The sequence below is a fragment of the Streptomyces sp. A0642 genome (genome assembly GCF_004795105.1).
In the GTDB taxonomy this organism is placed as follows: Bacteria; Actinomycetota; Actinomycetes; order Streptomycetales; family Streptomycetaceae; genus Streptomyces.
In genome coordinates this window covers 215,117-235,258 of the sequence record NZ_SSBL01000003.1, presented here as the reverse complement: position 1 = coordinate 235,258, position 20,142 = coordinate 215,117, and the positions used below count along the sequence as shown (strand labels likewise).

Here is a 20,142-nt window from a genome sequence, read left to right as displayed (position 1 = left end):
CCTCGCCGTTCTCGTTCAGACGAGATCGGCTTTCGGCTGGGAAGGATCTTCGAGGAAGCCGCCGGACTGGTGCTGCCACAGCTTCGCGTAGGCCCCCTCCGTCGCGAGCAGTTCGTGGTGCGTGCCCTGCTCGATGATCCGGCCGCGGTCCAGGACCACCAGCCGGTCCATGGTGGCGACCGTGCTCAGCCGGTGCGCCACCACCAGCGCCGTGCGCCCCTCCATGAGCCGCCACAGCGCCTCCTGGACGAGGATCTCGCTCTCCGAGTCCAGGGCGCTGGTCGCCTCGTCGAGCAGCAGGATCGGCGCGTCGCGCAGGATCGCCCGGGCGAGGGCGACCCGCTGGCGCTGTCCGCCGGACAGCTTCACGCCCCGCTCCCCCACCATGGTTCCGAAGCCCTCGGGCAGCGCGTCGGCGAACTCGGTGACGTGCGCCGCCTTGGCCGCGCGGCGGATCTCGGCGTCGGTGGCGTCGGGCCGGGCGAACGCGATGTTGTCCCGAAGGGTGCGGTGGAACATCGCCGGGTCCTGCGGTACGTAGGCGATCATGCCGCGCAGATCGGCCTGGCGCAGTCTGCTGATGTCCTGGCCCCCGATCAGGATCCGGCCGCCGTCGATGTCCGCCATCCGCAGCAGCAGCCGGCTGAGGGTGGTCTTGCCGCCGCCGGACCGGCCGACCAGACCGATCTTCGCACCGCTGGGGACGGACAGGTCGAGGGACTCGAAGAGCGGCGGAGCGCCCGCGTGGGCGAACGTCACCCGCTCGAAGCGGACATCGGCCCCCCGCGGCAGCAGCGGCTCCGGCGACGCGGGGTCGCGCAGGGCGGGCGGCGTCAGCAGGAGCTCGGTGAACTGGGCGGCTTCCGTCATCGAGCTTTCCAGACGGCGGTAGATCTGGTTGAACTCGAACATGATCCGGGTGGCGTTGGAGTAGTACATGAAGGCGACGACGACCGCCTCCACCCCGTTCCCGCCTCCGCCGAGCGTCACGGCGAGCAGCAGGCCCAAGGCGTTGGTCAGCACGGACATCGGCGCGACCAGGGTGTCGATACGCAGATTGCCGTAGTCCCAGGACCCCAGCGTGAGCCGTCGCGACTCCGCGACCCGGGAGCGGTGCTCGGCGGCCTCCCGCTTCTCGGCGGCGAACGCCCGCACCGTGTCCATGTTCATCAGGCTGTCCGCCACATGGCCGGAAACCCGGGCGATCGCCTCCTCACGCTCCCCGACGAGGGCCTGCCTGCGGCGGATGAGAGGGGCCGCGCACAGCGCCGTCACCGCGATCATCGTCAGGAGGACGACGACGAGCAGGGGCTCGTAACGCCACAGCACCACGGAGCCGAAGATCAGCGGCACGAAGCTGCCCACGACGGAGAAGGTGAGCGTGTCGACGAACTCCTCGAAGCGGGAGGCGAAGCTCAGGACCCGTTTGGTGAGCGACCCGGCGAAGTTGTCGTGGAAGAACGAGGCGTCCTTGGCGTACAGCTCGTCCATGCCCTGCACGTACAGGCGCTCGATGCCGAGGGCGTCGAGGCGGTTGAGGAAGTGCACGCCGACGCGCCAGCACCCCTCCGCGACGAGCAGCACGGCGGCGAGGCCGAGGACGTAGGGAAGCATCGACCGGATGTCGTCGTCTCCGCCGCCGGCGAGGTGGCCGACGAGTCGCGCGACGACGAGCGGCGCGACGTAGTTGATGCCGATGTTGCCCAGTGCCGGGAACAGCATCGCGGGTAACGTCAGCCGTTTCCGGCGGGCCAACTCCCTTCCGTAGTAGCGGAGTGCGAGGAGCACGGAGCCCCTGCCCGGTGCTTCGTGCGATTCAGGCGATCCCATACCAACCCTGTGTGGTCGTGCGGCTGCCCGCCACGTACCGCTGCGGAAGGAGGCGTCCGCCTCACCGGCCGCGCGCAGCTGCGGTGTCGAGTGGAAGTGCCCTCGCCGGGGTGGTCCTGCGGCACACGGCGCGCGGCGGTGTGCCGGGGTGAGTACGAGCGGGGGGTCGGGCGAGGGGCTCCAGTGTCCCGTCCCGGCGGGGGCTGAGTCCAAGCGTTTTCCCGGCCGGCCGCCGGCATGCCGGAACCGAGGGCCTCTGGTGCACGGACGCCTGGCACACCCGGTACGCTGCCCGGGCTCCGGGCAGCCGGCCCGCCCGTCAGCCCTCGCCCCGTCAGCCCATCTGCCCAGCCCGACGAATGGATCGATCCCGTGCATGTCGTGTTCACCGGCCGCGTCGTCGAGTGGCGGGGCCCCTCGCCGTTCTACTTCGCCGCCGTGCCCGAGGAACAGGCCGCCGACATTCGCGAGGTGGCCGCGATGGCCACGTACGGCTGGGGTGCGGTCCCGGTCGAGGCCCGCATCGGCGAGACGGCCTTCACCACCTCGCTCTTCCCCAGGAACGGCGGTTACCTGCTGCCGCTCAAGAACGCGGTGCGTCAGCCGCAGGGCCTCTCGGCAGGCGATGACGTGACCGTGCGGATGACCGTGCGCCTCTAGGGCGTGGGGCCGCCCCGCCGGAATCCAGGTGCGCGCCGCCCGTGCGGGGGTGTGTGATCGGGGGATGACTCTCGTGTTGGGCACACCTGAAGCAGCCGGGCTGCGCGGAGTTGTCCGCGCACTGCGGGAGTGGCAGGCCGAGGGGGCGCCGATGCAGCTGCATCCGGGGGACCTGGGCTGGTTCTGGCAGTCAGGTGCGCGGGCGACCGCCGCGGCCGTCAGAACGTGGAGCAGAGCGGGGCGGATTCTCGCCGTCGGGCTGCTGGACGGTCCCGGGCTGGTGCGGCTGACCATGGCGCCGGACGCCCACCGGGAGAGGGAGCTGGCGCAGCAGTTGGCCCACGACCTGACCGAGCCGCGACGCGGCGTGCTTCCCGCGGGCAGGGCGAACGTCGAGGCGCCGAAGGGGGCGTTGGTCCATGACCTGTTGTCCGGGAACGGCTGGGCCGTCGACGAGCCGTGGACGCCGTTCCGCCGCGACCTCACGGAGCCGGTGAGCGACCCGGGCGTACGGATCGAAGTGGTCGGGCCGGAGCAGGCGCACCAGTTCGCCGCCGTGCACCGGTCGGCCTTCGAGAGCACGAGGTGCACGGCCGCGCGCTGGCGCTCGATGGCGGCCGGACTGCCGTACGCCGACGGCCGGAGCCTGATGGCGTACAGCGACCGCGGCGACGCGGCGGCGGTCGTGACGGTCTGGTCGGCAGGCCCGGGCCGGCCCGGGCTGCTTGAACCCATGGGCGTGCACCGGGAACACCGCCGTCACGGCTACGGCAGGGCGATCACCGTCGCCGCGGCGGCCGCACTCCGGGAGATGGGCTCGTCGAGCGCGCTCGTCTGCACCCCGAGCTCGAACGCGGCAGGTGTCGCCACGTATGAGTCGGCCGGTTTCGCGCGGCGCCCCGAGGTCAGGGACAAGGTGCGGAGCGCCTGAGGTGTGGGGCCGTGTGGACGCTCCGGTGCGGGCTGATGGCCAGAGGGGGGAGGCCAGAGGGACGAGGCCAGGGGGGCGAGGCCCCGGGGCGGCGCGGCTAGGCTGCCGGTCATGAAACCGGCCTTGACCAGTGCTGCGACCCCTGAACTCGCCATCCTCGACGCCAGGGAGCTGACGTCCGACCCGGAGCGTGAGGCCGGGTTCTCGGGATCGGCCCACCGGATCCTGGCGGATCTGGTGGGTGGAGGCGCCGCGCTGGGCTGGGTCGAACCTCCCTCGCGGGACGAGGTGGCGGAGCTCCTCGGCCGAGTCGTCACCGCCGCGCGGTCCGGTGATGCGGGCCTGCGCGCCGCCTACCTCGGCCGTCGGCTGGTCGGGCTGGGCTACTGGATCCGCTACTCACGGCCGACCCATCGGCCGCACGCCGATCTGGAGAAGATCGCGGTGGACGCCGCCTCCCATGGCCGTGGCACAGGGCGTGCGCTGACCGCTGCCTTGATCGCCGACGCCAGGGAGGCGGGCATCGAGGTCCTCACCCTGGACGCCCGGGGGGACAACAGCGGTGCCCTGCACCTCTATCGGTCGCTGGGATTCACCGAATACGGCCGTCTGCCCGACTTCGTCGCCGTCGGTGAGCACCGTTACGACAAGGTCTTCTGCATGCTGGACTTCCGCCGGCGGGGCTGAGTGCCGCCATCCGCGGACGGCCGCCGCCGCTTCGACGGCAGGAGTGACGCCGGGAGCAGGCCGAGCGCGGCGAGGGCGGCCAGGACCAGCAGGGCCGTGCTCGTGGACGGGCCGGACGGGGGCGGGCCCGCGGGGAGCAGAGCGGCGGGCGGCTGAGGCGGCATCATGCCGGCGGCCACGGCGATCCCGAGGCTCGGGCCGACGTTCATCGCGGTCTGCTTGAGCCCTCCGGCCACCCCCGCGTATCCGGGCGGTGTGTCGCCGACGACGGTCCCGGTGGCGGTGACCATCACGAGGGCGAAGCCGGCGCCGAGTACGGCGAACGTCGCGCTCCACACCGGCCAGGAGTGGGCTCGCCCGAGGCCGGACAGGCCCACGACGGCAAGGACGACGAGGAGTTGCCCCGCGACCGCGGCGCGGCGGCCGCCGTAGCGGCGGAGCACGGCCTGGGCGACGGGTGCGCCGAGGACCATCAGCACGGTCATCGGCAGAACGCGCAGACCGGTGGCGAGCGGGTCGAGCCCCAGACCGTCCTGCAGAACGAAGGTCGCCACGAAGAGCGCGCCGAACATCCCGCCCGAGGTGACCAGGAGGACGGCCATCGAGACGACCACCGGCACGGACCGGGCCACGGCCGGCGGCACGAACGGCTGGGCGCTCCGCCGTTCACGCACGACGACCCCGGTCGCGAGGCACAGGACGAGAGCGAGTCCGAGCAGCGTCCGCGGTGCGGCCCACCCACGCTCCGGAACGCCCGCCAGCGTGTGGACCAGCGTGGCGAGCGCCGCCGCGAACAGGGCCGCGGTGACGAGGTCGGTCCCGCCGCCTTCGGTACGGGGCGGCGTCGGCAGCCGCGCCGCGAGGGTGAGCGCGGCGATGAGGAGCGCGACGGGGAGGTTGACCAGGAAGACGGCGCGCCAGCCGAGATGCGCGACGAGAAGACCTCCGAGCAACGGGCCGGCTCCCGCCGCCACCCCGATCGCACTGGTGCGGAGCGCGATCGCCGCACCGATCCGGTCGGACGGGTACACCAGCCTCAGCAGCGCGAGCGTGGCCGGTTGCAGGAGTGCGCCGAACACGCCCTGGGCGATGCGCAGGGCGATCACCCAGCCGACCCCCGGGGCGAGGGCGATGCCCGCCGACGCCGCCCCGAAGCCGAGCACCCCGGCGAACAGGAGGCGCTGATGCCCGTACCGGTCCCCCAGGCGGCCCGCGATGACGAGGAACGCGGCAACGGCCAGCAGGTATCCCGTACTGGTCCACTGCACCTGCGGCACGGTGGCCCGGAGGTCGCGCTGGAGGTCGGGCTGCGCGACGAGCAGCACGGTGCCGTCCAGCGCGACGATCATCGCTCCGGCCACGGCGGCCAGGAGTGCGACGCGAGGCCGTACGGTCCCCGTCACTCGCTCACCGGACCGAGGTGGGCGTCGAGCACCGCCGCCAGGAGCCGGTCGAGCGGGTCGTCGGCCGCGGAAGTCTCCAAGGGGGCGGCTCCCAGGACGAGTTGCAGACTGCCCCACGCCCGTAGCTGGGCGGCTCCGTGCAGGTTGGACCACAGGGCAGCGGCGACGACGGCCGGCGGCGCGGAGGACACGGCCGCCGGGCGTTCCGCCGCATGACGCGTCACCAGGTCGACGAGGTGAGCGAAGAGCGGGAGCGTCGCCTCGCGCAGGGGAGGGTGCTCCGACGGCTGTTCCTCGCTGTTCAACAGGTCATGACGGAACATCAGCTCGAACATGCCGCGGTGCTCCCACGCGTAGCGGAGGTAGGTCCGCGCGAGCGTCTCCAGGCGGTCGCGCGGCGATGCGTCCTCGTCCGTCGCCGCCTCGAACCGGGAGCCGAGGTCCGCGAAGCCCCGTCGGGCGATCGCGGACAGCAGGGCGTGACGGGTGGGGAAGTACCGGCGCGGCGCCCCGTGGGAGACCCCCGCGTGACGGGCGATCTCGCGCAGCCCGAGCGAAGCCGTTCCGTCGGTCATGACGAGGTCCACGCCTACGTCGACCAGTCGTTCACGCAGTGAGTTCCCGAGCTCCATAGACAGTGTCTACCAGAGAGCTGTAGACACTGTCTACGTCGAAAACCGGTGGCGGCGCACGGCGTTGGGGAACGACCATGGCGCGCATGAGCGAGCAACCCGCACGATGGACCCGGGCCACCGTCTACCCCGACATGTGGGCGGACCCGGACGACGATCCCCGCAACAGCAACGGCGGCGGGGACGGGCCGGAGGGGGAACTCGCGACGTTGCAGGACTTCCTGCGGGACTACCGCCTCACGCTGCGGATGAAGTGCGAGGGCCTGGACGCGGAGCAACTGGCCCGCCGGTCCGTTCCGCCCTCCACGATGTCGCTGCTCGGACTGCTCCGCCACCTTGCCGAGGTGGAGCGCGACTGGCGCAACTGGATCAGTGACTCCGATCCGCTGCCGAAGCTGTACGGCGGCAGGGACGCGGACTTCGACGGGGCCGCCCCCGACCAGGCCCTGGTCGACGCCGCGTACGCGGATCTGGCACGTGAGCAGGCCGAGTTGGACGCGGCATTGTCCAAGCATCCCGATCTGGGCGAGCGCCTGGGGAAGGAGGGCATCGCGGTGCGGGAGCTGATGGTGCACAGGATCGACGAGTACGCCCGGCACTGCGGGCACGCCGACCTGCTGCGCGAGTGCGTCGACGGGCGGGTGGGGCAGTGAGGGGCCGCGGGCCGGTCCCCTGACCGGGGCCGGTTCGCGGCCGGTCAGTCCTTACTGGCCCCCTGCCACGACAGCCCCCAGCCGTACTCCAGGTCCGCGGCCTGCTGCTTGAAGATGCCGGGCGGCGGCAGCAGGTACTTCGCTTCCCGGCGGACGATCAGTTCCCCGCCGACGTTCTCGATCAGCGCGATCGCGGCCACCTGCGAGGGAACGGTGCACTCGTCCAGGAGCACCTCGATGGGCGGGCCGGCGGGCGGATAGAGCGTGGCGACTCCGTGCAGTCCGGCGAAACTCGACGCCCCGGAATAGATGACCACGAACACCAGCAGGCGCTTGATGTCGGCGGCGTGATCGAGGTTGATCATCAGGTTCTCGCCGGTCTCGCTCGTGCCGGTCCGGTCGTCCTGGTCCAGTTCGACGTAGGGCTCCTGCCCGAACGCCCCGAACTGGTTGTTGATCGGGTGGACGATCCCCGTCGCTCCGTTCCGCAGCTCCCACAGGCAGGAGAGGTCGAGGTCGACGTCCTCCAGCCGTACGGCCTCCGGCCCCTTCCTCATCCAGCCTCGGGGTGGCCGTCTCGCGCTCCACGAGAGGTTGACCCGCATGGCTCCCGAGGTCGCACCCTGCTTCGTCAGCGACACCGAAGGCGAGGCCTTCGTCAATGTGATCTTCGACAGGCGCACCGGCTGAGCGGGGACGGGCTGCGGAGCCGGGGGTAGCGGCGCGTGCGGCACGGGCTGGGGAGCCGGAGAAATCCGCGCGGGCTGCGGAAGAGGCGCGGAAGGCCGCGGCGGGGCCGGGGCGGGCTCGTCGACGCTGATCCCGAAGTCGGTGGCGAGCCCCGCCAGGCCGGAGTCGTATCCCTGGCCCACCGCGCGGAACTTCCAGGCCCCCGCCCGCCGGTACAGCTCCCCGAGCACGAACGCGGTCTCCGTCGTGGCGTCCGTGGCGTCGAACCGCGCCGCCTCCGCACCGCTCACCGCGTCGAGCACGCGCACGAACAGTCCGGCCACCTGGCCGAAGGTACCGTCCGTGGAGGCCGCGATCACCACGGTCCCGATCTCCTGCTCCACCTCCGGCAGCGCCACGCCGATCGTCTCGACCGCGCCGCCGCCGTCCTGGCGTCTGCCTTCATGGCGTACGGCGCCGCTGGGGTGGACGGGCTGGTTGTAGAAGACGAAGTCGTCGTCCGAGCGGACCTTGCCGGCTGCCGTCAGCAGGAGCGCCGACACGTCCACATCGAGGGCTCCGGGACCTTCGCGCCATCCGAGCTCCACCCGCAAGCGGGCAGTCGCCACCGGTGTGTTGGCGCCCTTGCGCAACGACATGTGGGTCCCCCTCCGTGACCTCGCCGACTTCAGCAGCGTACGGAACTTCGGCGTGGAGCCCTCCCGGAAGAGGGGAATTGCCCTCCACCCGGCGGACGCCGGCGAGCAGCGGTGCCGTGCGGACGGTGCCGATCCGCAGGCCCGCTCCTCAGAACCCGGCCTCGTCCGCGGGGCCTCCCGCCATGCGGCGGCCCACCCGGGCAGCCGTCTCGCGCAGCCAGATGTGGGCCGCGTCGTGCGTGTGCACGGGGTGCCACCAGAGCGCCTCCCGCAGCGGGACCGCCTCGTACGGCGGCTCGATGACCCTCACGGCGGCGAGCGGGGCGAACAGCCGGGCGAGGCGCGCCTGGACGAGGGCGATGCGCTGCGTGCCCTGCACCAGCAGCGGCAGCAGGTGGAAGCTGTCGACGGAGACCTCCACCCGCGGTTCGATCCCGAGCATGCCGAGCTGGCGGACCGCCGGGGCGTCGTAGGTCCGCTGGTAGGTGACCCAGGGCAGCCGCCCGAGGTCCTCCCGGGTCAGCCGGCCGGCGACGCTCGGGTGGTCGTCGGCGACGAGGAAGACCCAGCGGTCCTCGTAGAGGTCGGTGGCGGGAAAGCCGCTGATGACTCCGTGCGGCATGAGGAGTCCGTCGGTGGTGCTCAGCAGGGTGGCGGTGTCGTCGACGACGGTCGGCGGTGTCTGGGCGAACCGCAGCCGGATGCCGGGAGCCTCCTCGTGCACCACCTTGGCGAGTTCGGTGCCGAACACGGCGACGGCGTAGTCGGACGCCACGATCTTGAACTCCCGCGTCTCGCTGCCCGGATCGAACGTCGCCTGACTGGAGAAGAGGCGCTCCACGACTTCGTATGCGGTCGCGGTGCGGTGGAGCAGCACCTGGCCCAGCGCGGTGAGCTCGTAGTGGCCGCCCACGCGGGCCAGCAGTTCGTCGTCGAAGTGCCGGCGCAGCCGGGCCAGGGCGGCGCTCATCGCGGGCTGGCTGAGCCCGACGCGCTGACCCGCCCGGGTGACGTTGCGCTCCTCCAGCAGAGCGCGCAGGGCGACGACGAGGTTGAGGTCGAGGCGGGCGAGATTCACGGGGCTTCCCCTTGCGGTAGGACTCCCACCAGGGAGGAATAAACGGCATGGATGCCGGTCATCCATAGAATCGATTTCCCTGATCCCCGGTGGCGGGTCCAGATTAGTCGCATCGCAATCAGGAGGACTTGTTCGTGAAACCTGAATCCGCGTCCGCGCTGTTCGCCGGACCGTTCGCCCTCGCCACACTGTCGGAACCGGACGGACCGCGATTTCCCGCGCTCGTCACGGCGGACGCCCGGGTACTCGACCTGCGCGTGCCCTTCGCCGATCCGCGTCTGACCGTCCGCGGTCTGCTGGAGGTCTGGGACTCCGCGGCTCCCCGGCTGGCCGGGCTGGCCGCCGACGACGGCCGGGAGCGCAGGCCCCTGGCGGACTTCCGGGTGCACGCGCCGGTCGAGCCGCGCCAGGTGTTCCAGTCCGGCGCCAACTACCGTCAGCACGTCATCGACCTGCATGTCGCGCACCGGGCCCCCGGCGACGACCGGCCCGAGGAGGAACGGCGCGCCGAGGCCGCGGAGATCATGGACCGCCGGGCGGCGGAGGACCTGCCGTACGTGTTCATCGGCCTGCCGAGCGCGATCACCGGACCCTACGACGACGTCGTGCTCCCCGCGTGGGCCGCGAAGCCCGACTGGGAGCTGGAGCTGACGGCGGTCATCGGCCGTCCCGCGCACCGCGTCCCGGCGGAGGAGGCGCTGGAGTACGTCGCCGGGTACACGATCGCCAACGACCTGACGGACCGTGCCACGGTCTTCCGCCGGGACATGCCGCAGATCGGTACGGACTGGCTGCGCAGCAAGAACGCGCCCGGCTTCACTCCGCTCGGCCCCTGGATCGTGCCCGCCGCGTCGGTGGCGCACACCGGCGATCTGCGCCTCGTGCTGAAGCTGAACGGCGAGACCATGCAGGACGAGTCAACGAAGGACATGATCTTCGATGTGGCCCGCATGGTGTCGTACGCCTCGCAGAGCGCCCGGCTGCTTCCGGGCGATCTCGTCCTGACCGGGTCCCCGGCCGGCAACGGCATGCACTGGGGCAGGCTGCTGCGCGACGGTGACGTCATGGACGGTTCCGTCACCGGTCTCGGCGCCCAGCGCACGCGCTGTATCGCGGAGGACGCGTCGTGATCTTCGACCGCCACGACCCCGAGGGGTCCATCGCCCGCGCCGCGAAGGCGTGTTCCAACTGGGGCCGCTGGGGCGAGGACGACGTGCTGGGCACGCTCAACTACCTGGACGGGGCGAAGCGCCGCGAAGCCGCGGCTCTCGTCCGGCGGGGCGCCAGTTTCTCCCTCTCCCAGCGGTTCGACATGGACGGGCCGCAGAAGGGCTGGCGTCGTCGCACCAACCCGGTGCACACCATGCTCGACACCGGCACCGACGCGGCTCTCGGACTCCAGGGCTTCCCGCACGGCATCGGCGGCGCCGACGACGTGATCACGATGCCGTTGCAGTGCTCCACGCAGTGGGGCGGGCTCGGCCACATCTTCGACCACGGCAAGGCGTGGAACGGCCGGCCGGCCGGCCAGGTCGTCACGTCCGAGGGAGACCTGGTCACCGGCATCGAGCACATGGCCCCGCACGTCGCCGGGCGCGGCGTGCTGCTGGACGTGGGCCGCCGCATCGGCGACGGAGGCGAGCTTCCCGACGGTTTCGCGATCACCGAGGAACACCTGAGGGCGACCGCCGACGCCCAGGGGGTGGCCGTCGGACGCGGCGACATCGTCCTCGTCCGCACCGGACAGCTCAGCCGGGTCCGCCGCGACGGCTGGGGCGACTACGCCGGCGGCCCCGCCCCCGGGCTGTCGTTCACCACCGCGAGCTGGCTGCACGGCACCGAGATCGCCGCCCTCGCCACCGACACCTGGGGCTTCGAGGTCCGGCCCAACGAGTTCGAGCACGCCTTCCAGCCGTTGCATCAGGTCGCCATCCCCCACATCGGTCTGCTGATCGGTGAGATGTGGGACCTGGACGCCCTCGGCGAGGACTGCGCCGACGACGGCGTGTACGAGTTCTGGCTCACCGCCGCACCTCTTCCCATCACCGGCGCCGTCGGCTCCCCCGTCAACCCGATCGCCGTCAAGTAAACCCAGGAACAAGGGAGTTCCCGATGAATGAAGCCCCCAACAAGGGCCGCAGGGTCCTGGTGATCGGCGGCGGCGCGGCCGGTAACGCCCTCACGCTCCTGCTGCGGCGCGCCGGTGTCGAGGTGCACCTGGTCGAGGCGAGGGAGGACTGGAACGCCACCGCCGGCTCGGGGATCACCCTGCAGGGCAACGCCCTGCGCGTGCTGCGCGAGCTGGGTGTGTGGGAGCAGGTCGAGGCGTCCGGTTACGGCTTCGGCTCGGTCGGCATCACCGCCCCCGACGGGACCGTCCTGCATGTACAGGACGACGTTCGCAGCGGCGGTGACGACCTCCCCGCCACCGTCGGCATGCAGAGGCCCCAGCTCCAGCGCATCCTGATCGACGCCGTGCGCGCCAGTGGTGCCGGCGTCCGCCTGGGTGTCACGGCCGAGGCCCTGGACCAGGACGCCGACGGGGTCCGCGTCCGCTTCAGCGACGGCTCCGACGGCCGCTACGACCTGGTCGTCGCCGCCGACGGGCTCGGCTCCACCACCCGTGCGTCGCTGGGCATCACGGCGAAGCCCGAGCCGACCGGCATGGCCATCTGGCGGATCGCCGCCCCCCGCCCGGCCGGCGTGACCCGTACCGACCTGGCTTACGGCGGACCTGCGTACATCGCCGGGTACTGCCCTACCAGCGACACCACCCTGTACGCCTACGTCGTGGAGGCCAACCGCGACCGCGCCTCGATCCCACCGGAGTCGTACGCCGACGAGATGCGCCGTCTGGCGTCTGCGTACGGCGGCTTCTGGCCGGAGATCACCGAGCACATCACGGACCCGGCCGCGGTCAACTACACCTGGTTCGACCGGATGCTGGTGGAGGGGTCCTGGCATCGCGGCCGGGTCGTGCTCGTCGGCGACGCGGCGCACTGCTGTCCGCCCACGCTCGCCCAGGGGGCCGCCCTGTCCCTGGAGGACGCCTGGGTCCTCGCCCAGTCGCTGACCGGTTCTGACACCTGGGACGACGCACTGCTCCAGACGTACTACGAGCGACGGATCGCGCGGGTGCGCCCGGTGGTCGAGGCGTCCGTCCAGATCGGCCAGTGGCAGCTGGACGGCGTACGCGACGCGGACGTCCCCGGCCTGATGGGCCGCACCATGACGATGCTCCGGGAGCTGCCGTGACCGCCCTCCCCTCGTCCGGAGCTGCCGCACACCCCGCCCCCACCATCGACGTGCACGCCCACGTCCTGCTGCCCGAGATCGACGCCCTCGTGGCCGGTCTTCCCGGCCATGACGAGGCCAGGGCCCTGGACGCCCGGCGCAACGGCGCCGAGGCCCTCGCGGTGAGCGGGCCCATGGTGCGTGAGCGCATCCCGGCACTGACGGACGTAGCCGTGCGGCTCGCGGCGATGGACCGGCAGGGTGTCGACGTACAGCTGGTCAGCCCGTCGCCCTCGCACTACCACTACTGGGCGGACGAGGCGACGGCCGAGAAGGTCTGGCGGATGGCCAACGAGGCCACCGCGGCCCTCTGCGCGGCGGCTCCGGAACGGCTGCGCGGGCTGGGACTCGTGCCTCTCCAGCACCCCGACCTGGTCGTCGAGGCCCTCGACGACGCCCTGGGGCGCGGGCTGCTGGGGGTGGAGATCTCCAGCCACGCGCCGGGGCGCGAGCTGTCCGACCCGGCGTACGAACCGCTGTGGGCCCGGGCGGAGGAGAGCGGCGCGGTGCTGTTCCTGCACCCCTTCGGGTGCACGCTCGACGAGCGGCTGGACCGGTGGTACCTGTCCAACACCGTCGGCCAGCCGACCGAGAACGCCGTCGCGCTCTCCCACCTCATCTTCTCGGGCGTGCTCGACCGCCATCCGGCGCTGAAGGTGCTCGCCGCTCACGGCGGCGGCTATCTGCCCACCCACATCGGACGCTCCGACCACGCCTGGTCCGCGCGCTCCGACGCGGGGGCCGGCTGCGCCCACCTGCCCAGCAGCTACCTCAAGCGGCTGTACTTCGACTCACTCGTGCACGACCCGCACGTGCTGCGGGAACTGGTCCGCGTCGCCGGGGCCGACCGTGTGCTCCTCGGCTCGGACTTCCCCTTCGACATGGGCAGCGCGGACCCGGTCGGCGACCTGCGGGCCGCACGGCTCTCCGACGCCGACCTCCACGCCGTCCGAGGCGGCAATGCCGCCGCCCTCCTCCGGAAGGACTGACCTCATGCGCCTGCTCACCCACCTGCGCCACGTGGACCTGGCCGTGCCCGACTACGACAAGCAGCTCGACTTCTACGCCGGGGTGTGGGGCCTGACCAAGGTCGCCGAGGACTCCGGGATCTCCTTCCTCGCCGCCGAAGGCTCCCCCGAGAGTTACGTCGTACGGCTGCGCAAGGCCGAGGAGAAGCGCCTCGACCTCGTCTCCTACGGCGCCGCGAACCCCGCCGACGTGGACACCCTCGCCGAGCGGCTGCTGGCCGGCGGCGTGGAACTGGTCAGCCGGCCCGGGAAGGTGGACACCCCGGGCGGCGGATACGGCTTCCGGTTCTTCGACGTCGACGGGCGCACCCTCGAGGTCTCCGCCGACGTCGAAGTGCGGCAGCACCGCAAGATCGAGGAGAAGGAGGCGATCCCGGTCAAGCTGTCCCACGTCGTCCTCAACTCCCCCGACCTCAACCGCACGCGGGAGTGGTACGAGCGCCACCTCGGCTTCGCGCTCTCCGACACGCTCTCCTCCCCGCACATGGGCGAGGTCATGCACTTCATGCGGATCAGCAACCAGCACCACTCCATGGCCATCGCCCGGGGACCGCACACCGCGCTGCACCACGTCTCCTTCGAGATGCGCGGCATCGACGAGTACATGCGCGGCTCCGGCCGGGTGATGCGCGCCGGCTTCAAGAAGATCTGGGGCCCCGGCCGGCACATGGCAGGCGACAACACCTTCACATATTTCCTCGACCCGCACGGCAACACCGTCGAGTACACGACGGAGCTGGAGAACCTCGACGAGGACACCTGGCACCCCCACGTCTACGACTTCTCCCAGCCCGAAGTCACCGACCAGTGGGGCACCGCCAACCCCATGAACGAACTCATCGCCAAGGAGTCCTTCAACGACCCCGACCGAGGCGTGTTCGTCGCCCCGCCCGTCTGATCCCGTTCTTCCCCGGCGGCGTGCGCGGCCTTTCCCGCGCACGCCGCCCTTCCCTTCCCCAGGAGCCCCGCCATGCGTTTCGCCGCCTACGAGTACCAGCACCGCCGCCGAGTGGCCGTCGTGGAGGAGGACGGCACCCTCTTCCCGCTGCCGGGCGTCTCCTCGCTCACCGCGCTGCTGCGGGAGACCGACGGCCTTCGCGGACTGCTCGCCGCGGGTGCGGCGGCACTCGACGTGCCGCCCGGCCCCCATGTGTCGCAGGTACGTCTGCTGCCGCCCCTCCAGCCCTCGTCCATACGGGACTTCGTCACGTTCGAGGAGCACGTGGAGGGGGTGCGCCGGTCCGTCGACGGCGTCGCGGGGGTGCCCGAGCAGTGGTACGCGGCGCCGACGTTCTACTTCACCAACCCCCACGCGGTGTACGGCCCCGACCAGGACGTGCCCATGCCGCCGGGCTCGTCCGTCCTGGACTTCGAGCTGGAGGTCGGAGCCGTCATCGGCCGCGAGGGCCGAGACCTCACCCCGGAGCAGGCCCGCCACCACATCGTGGGCTACACCGTCTTCAACGACTGGTCCGCCCGCGACCTGCAGTCGGCGGAGATGAAGGTCGGCCTCGGCCCCTGCAAGGGCAAGGACACCGCCACCACGCTCGGGCCCTGGCTGGTCACGGCCGACGAGCTGGAGCCGCACCGGGACGCGGACGGCTTCCTGCGTCTGGCCCTCACCGCCGCCGTCAACGGGGCCACGGTGGGCCAGGACCTGCTGTCCCACATGAGCTGGACCTTCGAGGAGATGACCGCCTACGCCTCGCGCGGGACCCGCGTCGTGCCGGGCGACGTCCTCGGCTCGGGAACCTGCGGCAACGGCGGCTGCCTCGCGGAACTCTGGGGCCTGCGCGGCGAGCAGACCCCGCCCCCGCTGCGGCCGGGCGACACCGTCACCCTGACCGTGGAGGGAATCGGCACGCTCACCAGCACGGTCGTCGTCGGAGCCGCTCCGCACCCCCTGCCGGCCGGCCGGCGCCGCGTGCGCGAAAGGCCCTGAGGGCTGTTCCGCCATTCCTGGGGGACAGCCCTCAGGGACGGCAGAAGGCGCGCCTGCCCGGCGACGCCTGGCACGCGCTGGACGCAGGAGCCCGCGGGCCGTCATCACAACCGCCGCAGCACCTCGCCGAGCGTCGCCACTCCCTGGCCGATGTCGGCGGGGGTGCTCGCGGCATAGCCGAGGACCAGGCCCGGTCGGCGAGGCCGCTGGCCGTGCCAGGACAGGGGATGCACCTTCACGTCGTGCGCGAGGACCGCGGCGGCGAGGTCCGTGTCGGCGAAGCCGGCCTCGAAGGTGATCGTCAGATGCAGACCCGCAGCGGCCCCGTGCACGGTGGCCTGCGGCAGGTGGGCGCCGACGGCCGCGATCATGGCGTCCCGGCGACGGCGGTGGTGCCGGCGGAGGTGGCGCAACTGGCGTTCCATCGCACCCGATTCCATGAACTGCGCCAGTACGAGCTGCGGCAGGGCGGCATTGCCGAGGTCGGCGAACCGTTTGGCGTCCACGAGGGCGTCACGGTACTTCGGCGGGGCGAGGACCCAGCCGATGCGCAGGGCCGGGGCGAGGAGTTTCGACACGCTGCCCGCGTAGATCACGTTCTCGGCGAGCACGGACCGCAGCGCGGGCACGGGAGCCCGGTCGTAGCGGTGCTCGGCGTCGTAGTCGTCCTCGATGATCAGTCCGTCGCGCTCGCGGGCCCAGCCGATCAGCTCGCTGCGCCGGCTGCCGCGCAGGACCACTCCGGTCGGGAACTGGTGTGCGGGCGTGAGGAGGACGGCGGTTTCACCTGTGGCGCGCAGTTCATCGACGCGTATGCCTTCGGAGTCGACCGCGACGGGCGGGGTCGCCAGCCGGCAGTGGTGCAGGTGCTGGCGGGCTCCGAGGGAGCCGGGGTCCTCCACGGCCACCGCGGAGAGTCCCTCGTTGCGCAGCACCTGCCCGACCAGGGAGAGCGTCTGCGCGGTGCCGGCCACGATGAGGACCTCGCCGGGGTCCGCCCGGATGCCCCGGTTGCGGGCGATCCAGTTCGCGATGGCCACGCGAAGTTCCGGTGTGCCGCGCGGATCCCCGTATCCGAGGTCGGAGGCGGCCAGCCGGTCGAGGACGCGGCGCTCGGTGCGCAGCCATGCCGCCCGGGGGAACGCCGCCAGGTCGGGGAGCCCCGGGGAGAGGTCGATCCGCGCCCGCGCCCTGCGCATCGCGTCGAAGACGTCCGCGCCGGGGCCGCCGGTGAACACCGAACGGCGCGGCGGCGGGGCGGCCATCGTGCGGGGCGTGGGTGGTGCCACGGCGGCGGGGGCGCCGACGACGACCGTTCCGTTGCGCCCCCGTCCGGCGAGGTGCCCGTCCTCGATCAGGCGCTGGTAGGCCTCGGTGACCACCCCGCGGGATACGCCCAGTTCGCCGGCCAGGACCCGCGTGGCCGGCAGTCTGCTTCCCACCGGCAGGCGGCTGTCCGCCAGCGCGTGCCGGATCTCCCGGGCAAGCCAGTCGGACTTCCCGCCCCTCGGCACCGCGTCGGCGGACAGATGGAGGAAGTCGGCTCCCGCGGTTATGGACTGGTCAGGAGGGTCCTCATTGGATCTGTTCACCGGGCCATAGTGGCAGCAGGGTGGGGCCATGAACACCGCTACGACATCTTCCGCCGCTCGCCCGGCGGCCGGCTACGTGCACGGATACTCCTCGCGTGAGGGCCGCCGGCTGAGTGACCAGGCGGACATACTGGCGCGGCTGCTGCACGCCGGCACGGCCTACCCCGCGGGCAGTCGGGTACTGGAGGTCGGCTGCGGGGTCGGAGCGCAGACGCCCCACCTGCTCCGCTCCAGCCCCGGGGCGCACATCGTCGCGGTCGACCGGTCCGGGGAATCCCTCGCACAGGCCCGCGCCCGCGTCGCGGACCTCGTCCCCGGGGCGCGGGTGGAGTGGGTCCGCGCCGACGTCTTCGACCTGCCCTTCGCCGATGCCGAATTCGACCACGTCTTCGTGTGCTTCTTCCTGGAGCATCTGCCGGATCCCGTCAAGGCATTGGCGGGACTGCGGCGCGTCCTGCGGCCCGGGGGCACCATCACCGTCATCGAGGGGGACCACGGGTCGGCGTTCTTCCACCCCGACAGCGCGCATGCCCGGGCCGCGATCGACTGCCAGGTCCGCCTTCAGGCGGTGGCCGGGGGGAACGCGCTGCTCGGACGGCAGCTCCAGCCCTTGCTGGACAGTGCCGGATACGACGGCGTCGTGGTCCGCCCCCGCACGGTCTACGCCGACCGGACCCGGCCGGCACTGGTCGACGGCTTCACCCGCAACACCTTCATCGCCATGGTCGAATCCGTCCGGGACGACGCGCTGGCCGCCGCCCTCACCACGGAGCCCGACTGGGAGCGGGGCATCGCCGACCTGCATCGGACCGCCCACGACGGAACCTTCCATTACACGTTCTTCAAGGGTGTCGCGGTGAAGCCGCACGCTTCCCCCGCGACACCGGGGTGACGGAGACAGGCCGACGCTCCCAGAGGTGCGATCGCCGACGACTGCCTACCCTGGATTAAGGAAGCGGGTCGGCCCGGAATGAGCGCCGGAAGGGCCGGGAAGGACGGGGCACGGCTTCCTCGCACGAGGTCTGTCCCACGCCCCCTCGGAGCCATCGTGTGCGCAGTCCCGGGTGACGAGCTATGGCGTACGCAGCCGTGTCGCCGTTCCCGTGTCAGTGCGCCCGCTCCATGACAGTGCGCCCCGGCAGAGCCGGCGATGGCACATCCTCGCCGGCGGCTCAGGACGACCGAGGAGGAACGTTGAGCGAGTTCAACGGTTCAGACCGTCCGAATGAGAACACCGCGGCGGCAGTGAAGCGAACGGCCCAGGACAAAGCCGATGAGGGCGCGGGCCTGGTGCGCGAGAAGACCACTGACGTCGTGGGCAGCGCCAAGGAGCATGCGAGCGACGTGGCGGGCGAGGCTTCGACCCGGGCCCGCGATGTCGCGGGGGAGCTACGTGATCAATTGCAGGAGCAGGCCCGGACCCAGACCCAGCGACTGGCCGAGAGTGTGCGTCGACTCGCGGACGATCTGGGTGACATGGGAGAGAGCGGCAGGGAGGACTCCCCCGCCACGAGCGCCGTGCGGCAGATGGCCGATCGCGGCCGGAGGCTGGCGGGCGGCCTGGAGAGCCGGGGACCGCAGGGACTCGTCAGTGATCTCCAGGCCTTCGCGCGCCGTCGGCCGGGAGCATTCCTGGCGGGTGCCGCGCTGGCGGGATTCGCGACGGCCCGCCTCGGCAAAGGGGTGAAGGCCGCGAGCAGCGGCACGGCCGCGACCGCCGACGGCGCCCCGTCCGGCGGCCCGCCGTCCGCGGACGGCGAGGACGAGCTGCCGGGTGCGGGCAGGCCCGACCGGCTCAGCGACCGCGACCTCACCGGTCCGGGTTCCGACGGCCAGCCGCCCACCCCGTCCTACGGCGGTTCCGTGGCGTCGGACGGACCGATGCTGGCAGCGGAGCCGTATCCCGCCCGTGACTCGCAAGAACCGTAAGGGGGCCCCGTCGTGGCTCTTTCCTCTTCGGAGCACGCCATCGGCCGGCACGGCACCGGCGCGTCCGGGTCCACTCGGACACCGGCGGCGGATCCGTCCGTCGGAGAACTGGTCGGCGAGATCAGCGAGGATTTCAGCCGCCTCGTCCGCAGCGAGATCGAGCTGGCGAAAGCCGAGATCACACAGGAGGCGACCAGGGCGGGCAAGGCCGGTGGCATGCTCGCCGGTTCCGGCTACGCCGGTCACCTGGTGCTGCTGATGGGCAGCCTGGCCGCCGTCTTCGGCCTGGCCCACCTGGTGGACCTCGCGTGGGCCGCCCTCATCGTGACCGCGGTCTGGGCGGTCGTGGGCGCCGTCCTCTTCGTTGTCGGCCGTGCACGTATGCGCGCGGTCCGGGTCAAGCCGGAGCGGACCGCGGAGACGTTGAAGGAGGATGCCCAATGGGTACGAACCCGGAGGAGCTGAAGCACGAAGTGGACGACACGCGGGCCCGGTTGGCGCACAACGTCGACCGCCTCGCGGACAAGGCGGCGCCGCGGAAGGTGGCCCGGCGCAAGGCCGACCACGCACAGCACCGGCTGACCGCTCTGAAGGAGCGCGTGATGGGATCGGCCGACCACATGACGGGCGCACCGCCCCCGCAGAAGGCGCAGGATCTGGCGAGGAGCGCGAGGAGCACGGCCTCGGAGGCGGGCGACTCGGTGCGACGCACGGCCGATCAGGTCGGTCAGTCGGTGCAGGAGGCTCCGGAGGAGGTCACGAGGCGGACGCAGGGCAACCCGCTCGCCGCGGGGATCATCGCTTTCGGCGCCGGCATGCTCGCCGCCGCACTGCTCCCGGTCTCGGAAGCGGAGGAGCGGGCCGGATCCCAGCTCCGTGAGCACTCCGACGAGCTGCTCGGGCCGGCCAGGCAGACGGCGCAGGAGGCGGCGCAGGACCTCAAGGAAGGCATGCGCCGGCCCGCCACGGAAGCCCTCGAGTCGGTGAAGAGCACGGCACGGGATGCCGCGGAGGCGACCCGGCAGCAGGCTCAGGAGTCTGGTCAGGAGGCCGCCACCGGTCTGCGCCAGGTCGGCCAGGACGCGGCCGGCCAGGCACGCGATCAAGCGCGGCGACAGGGCTGAGGCCCCCGGGCGGTCCTCCGGGCCACGCGAC

20 protein-coding genes are annotated in these 20,142 nt (G+C 72.1%); 14 read left to right on the top strand and 6 right to left on the bottom strand.

Translation table 11 applies throughout. The features are described 5' to 3' along the window. Window positions 1-15: 15 nt before the first annotated feature. The gene (locus E6R60_RS08145) at window positions 16-1,830 is read right to left on the bottom strand and encodes an ABC transporter ATP-binding protein (protein WP_136325756.1); all 1,815 of its coding nucleotides are present in this window, start codon (window positions 1,828-1,830) and stop codon (window positions 16-18) included. Window positions 1,831-2,202: 372 nt separating this feature from the next. Between E6R60_RS08145 and E6R60_RS08140 the strand changes: the two genes are divergently transcribed. From E6R60_RS08140 to E6R60_RS08130, 3 genes are all read left to right on the top strand, one after another. After that, entirely contained in the window at window positions 2,203-2,490 is a 288-nt protein-coding gene (locus E6R60_RS08140) for a DUF1905 domain-containing protein (protein ID WP_136325755.1), read from the top strand. Window positions 2,491-2,554: 64 nt separating this feature from the next. After that, the gene (locus E6R60_RS08135; protein ID WP_136325754.1) at window positions 2,555-3,421 is read left to right on the top strand and encodes a GNAT family N-acetyltransferase; all 867 of its coding nucleotides are present in this window, start codon (window positions 2,555-2,557) and stop codon (window positions 3,419-3,421) included. Window positions 3,422-3,532: 111 nt separating this feature from the next. Further along, on the top strand, window positions 3,533-4,108 hold the full coding sequence (locus E6R60_RS08130; protein ID WP_136325753.1) for an N-acetyltransferase: 576 nt from the start codon (window positions 3,533-3,535) through the stop codon (window positions 4,106-4,108). Here the strand turns inward: E6R60_RS08130 and E6R60_RS08125 are convergent. Both E6R60_RS08125 and E6R60_RS08120 read right to left on the bottom strand, forming a co-directional pair. Then, on the bottom strand, window positions 4,063-5,511 hold the full coding sequence (locus E6R60_RS08125; protein WP_240802452.1) for an MFS transporter: 1,449 nt from the start codon (window positions 5,509-5,511) through the stop codon (window positions 4,063-4,065). The two genes, E6R60_RS08130 and E6R60_RS08125, sit on opposite strands and share 46 nt — an antisense overlap. Beyond that, the gene (locus E6R60_RS08120; RefSeq protein ID WP_136325752.1) at window positions 5,508-6,143 is read right to left on the bottom strand and encodes a TetR/AcrR family transcriptional regulator; all 636 of its coding nucleotides are present in this window, start codon (window positions 6,141-6,143) and stop codon (window positions 5,508-5,510) included. The genes E6R60_RS08125 and E6R60_RS08120 overlap by 4 nt, the downstream gene beginning before the upstream one ends. 77 nt (window positions 6,144-6,220) lie before the next feature. On the opposite strand from E6R60_RS08120, the gene E6R60_RS08115 reads away from it, so the two are divergent. Then, window positions 6,221-6,796, top strand: a complete 576-nt coding sequence (locus tag E6R60_RS08115) for a DinB family protein (RefSeq protein WP_136325751.1) — start codon at window positions 6,221-6,223, stop codon at window positions 6,794-6,796. A 44-nt stretch (window positions 6,797-6,840) separates the two neighbouring features. Here the strand turns inward: E6R60_RS08115 and E6R60_RS08110 are convergent, their stop codons facing one another. Next, complete coding sequence (locus E6R60_RS08110; RefSeq protein WP_136325750.1) at window positions 6,841-8,124, bottom strand: TerD family protein; 1,284 nt, start codon at window positions 8,122-8,124, stop codon at window positions 6,841-6,843. A gap of 148 nt (window positions 8,125-8,272) precedes the next feature. Further along, window positions 8,273-9,202, bottom strand: coding sequence for a LysR family transcriptional regulator (locus E6R60_RS08105; protein ID WP_136325749.1), 930 nt, complete (start codon window positions 9,200-9,202; stop codon window positions 8,273-8,275). Window positions 9,203-9,330: 128 nt separating this feature from the next. Here E6R60_RS08105 and E6R60_RS08100 point away from each other — a divergent pair, with 128 nt between their 5' ends. The 6 genes from E6R60_RS08100 (at window position 9,331) to E6R60_RS08075 (ending at window position 15,466) form a co-directional block, all read left to right on the top strand. Beyond that, window positions 9,331-10,332, top strand: coding sequence for a fumarylacetoacetate hydrolase family protein (locus E6R60_RS08100; protein ID WP_136325748.1), 1,002 nt, complete (start codon window positions 9,331-9,333; stop codon window positions 10,330-10,332). Beyond that, window positions 10,329-11,291 (top strand): cyclase family protein, encoded by a 963-nt coding sequence (locus E6R60_RS08095; protein ID WP_136325747.1) that lies wholly within the window; start codon window positions 10,329-10,331, stop codon window positions 11,289-11,291. Before E6R60_RS08100 ends, E6R60_RS08095 begins: the two co-directional genes overlap by 4 nt. A gap of 23 nt (window positions 11,292-11,314) precedes the next feature. After that, a complete protein-coding gene (locus E6R60_RS08090) occupies window positions 11,315-12,457 on the top strand; it encodes an FAD-dependent oxidoreductase (RefSeq protein WP_136325746.1) in 1,143 nt (380 codons plus the stop codon). Continuing rightward, complete coding sequence (locus tag E6R60_RS08085; RefSeq protein WP_136325745.1) at window positions 12,454-13,485, top strand: amidohydrolase family protein; 1,032 nt, start codon at window positions 12,454-12,456, stop codon at window positions 13,483-13,485. Before E6R60_RS08090 ends, E6R60_RS08085 begins: the two co-directional genes overlap by 4 nt. Window positions 13,486-13,489: 4 nt before the next feature. After that, the gene (locus E6R60_RS08080) at window positions 13,490-14,422 is read left to right on the top strand and encodes a VOC family protein (protein ID WP_136325744.1); all 933 of its coding nucleotides are present in this window, start codon (window positions 13,490-13,492) and stop codon (window positions 14,420-14,422) included. Window positions 14,423-14,494: 72 nt separating this feature from the next. Then, a complete protein-coding gene (locus E6R60_RS08075; protein ID WP_136325743.1) occupies window positions 14,495-15,466 on the top strand; it encodes a fumarylacetoacetate hydrolase family protein in 972 nt (323 codons plus the stop codon). 104 nt (window positions 15,467-15,570) lie between these two features. On the opposite strand, the gene E6R60_RS08070 is transcribed toward E6R60_RS08075, so the two are convergent. Further along, entirely contained in the window at window positions 15,571-17,058 is a 1,488-nt protein-coding gene (locus tag E6R60_RS08070) for a PLP-dependent aminotransferase family protein (protein WP_240802451.1), read from the bottom strand. Window positions 17,059-17,086: 28 nt separating this feature from the next. Between E6R60_RS08070 and E6R60_RS08065 the strand changes: the two genes are divergently transcribed. The 4 genes from E6R60_RS08065 (at window position 17,087) to E6R60_RS08050 (ending at window position 20,111) form a co-directional block, all read left to right on the top strand. Beyond that, entirely contained in the window at window positions 17,087-17,950 is an 864-nt protein-coding gene (locus tag E6R60_RS08065; protein WP_136325742.1) for a methyltransferase domain-containing protein, read from the top strand. A gap of 353 nt (window positions 17,951-18,303) precedes the next feature. Beyond that, complete coding sequence (locus E6R60_RS08060; RefSeq protein ID WP_240802450.1) at window positions 18,304-18,987, top strand: hypothetical protein; 684 nt, start codon at window positions 18,304-18,306, stop codon at window positions 18,985-18,987. A gap of 12 nt (window positions 18,988-18,999) precedes the next feature. After that, window positions 19,000-19,452: a phage holin family protein gene (locus tag E6R60_RS08055; RefSeq protein WP_136325740.1), complete on the top strand. Its 453-nt coding sequence runs from the start codon at window positions 19,000-19,002 to the stop codon at window positions 19,450-19,452. Beyond that, the gene (locus E6R60_RS08050) at window positions 19,428-20,111 is read left to right on the top strand and encodes a DUF3618 domain-containing protein (RefSeq protein ID WP_136325739.1); all 684 of its coding nucleotides are present in this window, start codon (window positions 19,428-19,430) and stop codon (window positions 20,109-20,111) included. The genes E6R60_RS08055 and E6R60_RS08050 overlap by 25 nt, the downstream gene beginning before the upstream one ends. Window positions 20,112-20,142: the final 31 nt, after the last annotated feature.

Bases quoted from the DNA above. Each gene is read 5' to 3' on its own strand.
- E6R60_RS08075 (WP_136325743.1), top strand. From the start codon at position 14,495: ATGCGTTTCGCCGCCTACGAGTACCAGCACCGCCGCCGAGTGGCCGTC.
- E6R60_RS08115 (WP_136325751.1), top strand. From the start codon at position 6,221: ATGGCGCGCATGAGCGAGCAACCCGCACGATGGACCCGGGCCACCGTC.
- E6R60_RS08065 (WP_136325742.1), top strand. From the start codon at position 17,087: ATGAACACCGCTACGACATCTTCCGCCGCTCGCCCGGCGGCCGGCTAC.
- E6R60_RS08090 (WP_136325746.1), top strand. From the start codon at position 11,315: ATGAATGAAGCCCCCAACAAGGGCCGCAGGGTCCTGGTGATCGGCGGC.
- E6R60_RS08135 (WP_136325754.1), top strand. From the start codon at position 2,555: ATGACTCTCGTGTTGGGCACACCTGAAGCAGCCGGGCTGCGCGGAGTT.
- E6R60_RS08145 (WP_136325756.1), bottom strand. From the start codon at position 1,830: ATGGGATCGCCTGAATCGCACGAAGCACCGGGCAGGGGCTCCGTGCTC.
- E6R60_RS08110 (WP_136325750.1), bottom strand. From the start codon at position 8,124: ATGTCGTTGCGCAAGGGCGCCAACACACCGGTGGCGACTGCCCGCTTG.
- E6R60_RS08080 (WP_136325744.1), top strand. From the start codon at position 13,490: ATGCGCCTGCTCACCCACCTGCGCCACGTGGACCTGGCCGTGCCCGAC.
- E6R60_RS08120 (WP_136325752.1), bottom strand. From the start codon at position 6,143: ATGGAGCTCGGGAACTCACTGCGTGAACGACTGGTCGACGTAGGCGTG.
- E6R60_RS08130 (WP_136325753.1), top strand. From the start codon at position 3,533: ATGAAACCGGCCTTGACCAGTGCTGCGACCCCTGAACTCGCCATCCTC.
- E6R60_RS08050 (WP_136325739.1), top strand. From the start codon at position 19,428: ATGGGTACGAACCCGGAGGAGCTGAAGCACGAAGTGGACGACACGCGG.